This is a genomic window from Dietzia sp. CW19 (assembly GCF_014145265.1).
Lineage (GTDB): Bacteria > Actinomycetota > Actinomycetes > Mycobacteriales > Mycobacteriaceae > Dietzia > Dietzia natronolimnaea.
Genome location: NZ_JAALEE010000294.1, coordinates 1 through 2,773 on the forward strand (window position 1 = coordinate 1; position 2,773 = coordinate 2,773).

Below are 2,773 nucleotides of genomic sequence, written 5' to 3' on the forward strand. Positions count from 1 at the left end.
CGCGCCACCCCGGGATCGGGGCGGCGCGCGCAGTCGTCGGCCGCGCCGGTCGGGTGGCGACGGGTCAGGCGTCGTGGATGATCACGCCGCGCATGATCTTGCCGTCCTGCAGATCCCGGTAGCCCTCGTTGACCTGCTCGAGCGAGTAGGTGGTGGTGATGAGCTCGTCCAGCTTGAGCTTGCCCTCGTCGTACAGGCGCAGCAGCTTGACGATGTCGTACTGCGGGTTGGCCGAACCGAACAGGGTGCCCGTGATGGTCTTGCCGAACAGCGCCATCACGGTGCCGCTGACCTGGACGGTCTTGTCGGTCATGTTGCCCAGGCCGGTGATCACCACGGTGCCACCTTTGCCGATCACGTCGAAGGCGCTCGAGACGACCTGCTCGTCGACGGTGCCCACCAGGATGAGCGCCTGGTCCGCCATCTGGCCCCAGGTGAGCTTCTCCACCTCGGCGTGGGCCTCGGCGGCGTCGGCGAACGCGTGGGTGGCGCCGAACTTGAGGGCCTCGTCGCGCTTGAACTGGACGGGGTCCACCACCACGACGTGGCGGGCCCCCGAGTGGACGGCGCCCTGGACGGCGTTGATGCCGAGCCCGCCGATGCCGTAGATCACCACGGTGTCGCCCTGGCGCACGTTGCCCGCATAGGTGGCGGTGCCCCAGCCGGAGGGCACGCCGCAGCCCACCAGGACGGCCTTGTCGAGCGGCAGCCAGTCGTCGACCTTGACCACCGAGTGCTGGGAGATCACCGAGCGCTCGGAGAAGGTGCCGAGCATGCACATGGCACCGAACTCCTTGCCGCCCGAGCGGAAGCGGAAGGTGCCGTCGGGCATGTGCCCCTCGAGGATCGTGGCACCCATGTCGCAGAGGTTCTGTCGCCCGGTCGAGCAGTACCGGCAGGTGCCGCAGTTGGGGATGAAGGAGCACACCACGTGGTCGCCCGGCTTGACCTTGGTGACGCCCACGCCCACGGCCTCGATGACGCCGGCGCCCTCGTGCCCGCCGACGATCGGGAAGCGCGGCGGGAGCGAGCCGTCGGACAGGTGCAGATCGGAGTGGCACAGGCCTGCGGCCGTGTACTTGATCAGGACCTCGCCGGGGCCGGGATCGTCCAGGTCGAGCTCGATGATCTCGAACGGCTGGTGGAGGTCGAACAGTACTGCTGCCTTGGTCTTCACGGCGGTGTTCCTTTCGGGGGAGCGGGTGATCGGAAGTGGAGAGGGGGTGTGGACGGGGCGGGGGGGCAAGGGGTGTGGGACGACAGGAGAGGTCGCAGAGAAGGGGAGTCGCCGGCGTCCCCGGACGAGTCACGGGGACGCCGGGTCCCGGTCCCGGGGGTCGGAGGGAGTCCGACCCGGACCAGGTCAGAGCTGGATGTTGACCGACCTGGTCTGCGTGTAGAGGTCCAGTGCACCCTGGCCCAGCTCGCGGCCCCAGCCGGACTGCTTGAACCCGCCGAACGGCATGGCGGTGTCGAAGCCGTTGTACTGGTTGACCCAGACCGAGCCCGCGTGGAGGCGGCTGGCGACCTTGTGGGCCTTGGAGATGTCCTTCGTCCACACCCCGGCGGCCAGGCCGTAGATCGAGTCGTTGGCCTGCCGGACCGCGTCGTCGACGTCGGTGAACCGCAGGGCCGAGACGACGGGGCCGAAGATCTCGTCCGTCACCACCCGGTGGTCGGGCTCGACGTCCACGAACACGGTCGGCTGGACGAAGTAGCCGGTGTCGCCGTGTCGGCCGCCGCCGGTGAGGGCCCGCCCGCCGTCCTCGATGCCGGCGCGGAGGTAGTAGGAGACCTTGTCGAACTGGTCCTCGTCGACCAGCGGGCCGAGCTCGGTGGCGGGGTCCAGGCCGTGTCCGATGGTGGCCTGGGCGGCGGCGTCGGCGACGGCCTGCGTGAACTTCTCGTAGATGGAGTCCTCGACGTACAGGCGGGTGCCGGCGGTGCAGGCCTGGCCGTGGTTGAACATCCACGCGGCCACGGATCCGGCGACGGCGGCGTCGAAGTCGCAGTCGGCAAAGACGATGTTGGCGCTCTTGCCGCCCAGCTCGAGGGAGACCTTCTTGAGGTTGCCCTTGGCGGCGTCGACGATCAGCTTGCCCACCTCGGTGGAGCCGGTGAAGGCCACCTTGTCCACGTCGTCGTGGGCGGAGATCGCGGCGCCGGCGTCGCCGAAGCCGGTGACGATGTTGACCACGCCGGCGGGCACGCCGGCCTCGGCGATGACCTCGCCCAGCAGCAGCGCGGTCAGCGGAGTCTGCTCGGCCGGCTTGAGGACCAGGGTGTTGCCGGTGGCCAGGGCGGGGGCGAGCTTCCACGCCGCCATGAGCAGCGGGAAGTTCCAGGGGATGATCTGGCCGCACACGCCCACGGGGACGCGCTGGGTGTAGGCGTGGAACTGCTTGTCGCCGGCGAACGGCATCGACACGTTGACCGTGGAGCCCTCGATCTTGGTGGACCAGCCGGCGTAGTAGCGGAACACGTCGGCCGCCCACGCCACGTCCACGGCGGTGGCGATCGCGACGGACTTGCCGTTGTCCAGGGCCTCGATCTGCCCGAACAGCTCGGCCTTGGCGTCCAGCAGGTCGCCGATGCGCCACAGGATCTGCTCGCGCTGGTTGGGCTTCATGGTCGCCCACGCGCCGTCGTCGAAGGCGCGGCGCGCGGCGGCGACGGCCCGGTCGACGTCCTCGGGTCCGCCGTGCGCGACCTGGGTGATCTCGGCGCCGGTGGCGGGGTCGTAGGTGCCGAAGGTGCGGCCGTCCGCCGCGTA

The 2,773-nt window shown here is 69.9% G+C and carries 2 protein-coding genes; both read right to left on the reverse strand.

Features of this window, described 5'->3' with window-relative positions; genetic code table 11:
- Positions 1 to 64: 64 nt before the first annotated feature.
- Positions 65 to 1,177: an NDMA-dependent alcohol dehydrogenase gene (locus G6021_RS09450; RefSeq protein WP_179523234.1), complete on the reverse strand. Its 1,113-nt coding sequence runs from the start codon at positions 1,175 to 1,177 to the stop codon at positions 65 to 67.
- A 186-nt stretch (positions 1,178 to 1,363) separates the two neighbouring features.
- A partial coding sequence (locus tag G6021_RS09455) for an aldehyde dehydrogenase family protein (RefSeq protein WP_182641145.1) occupies positions 1,364 to 2,773 on the reverse strand: 1,410 nt, incomplete at its 5' end.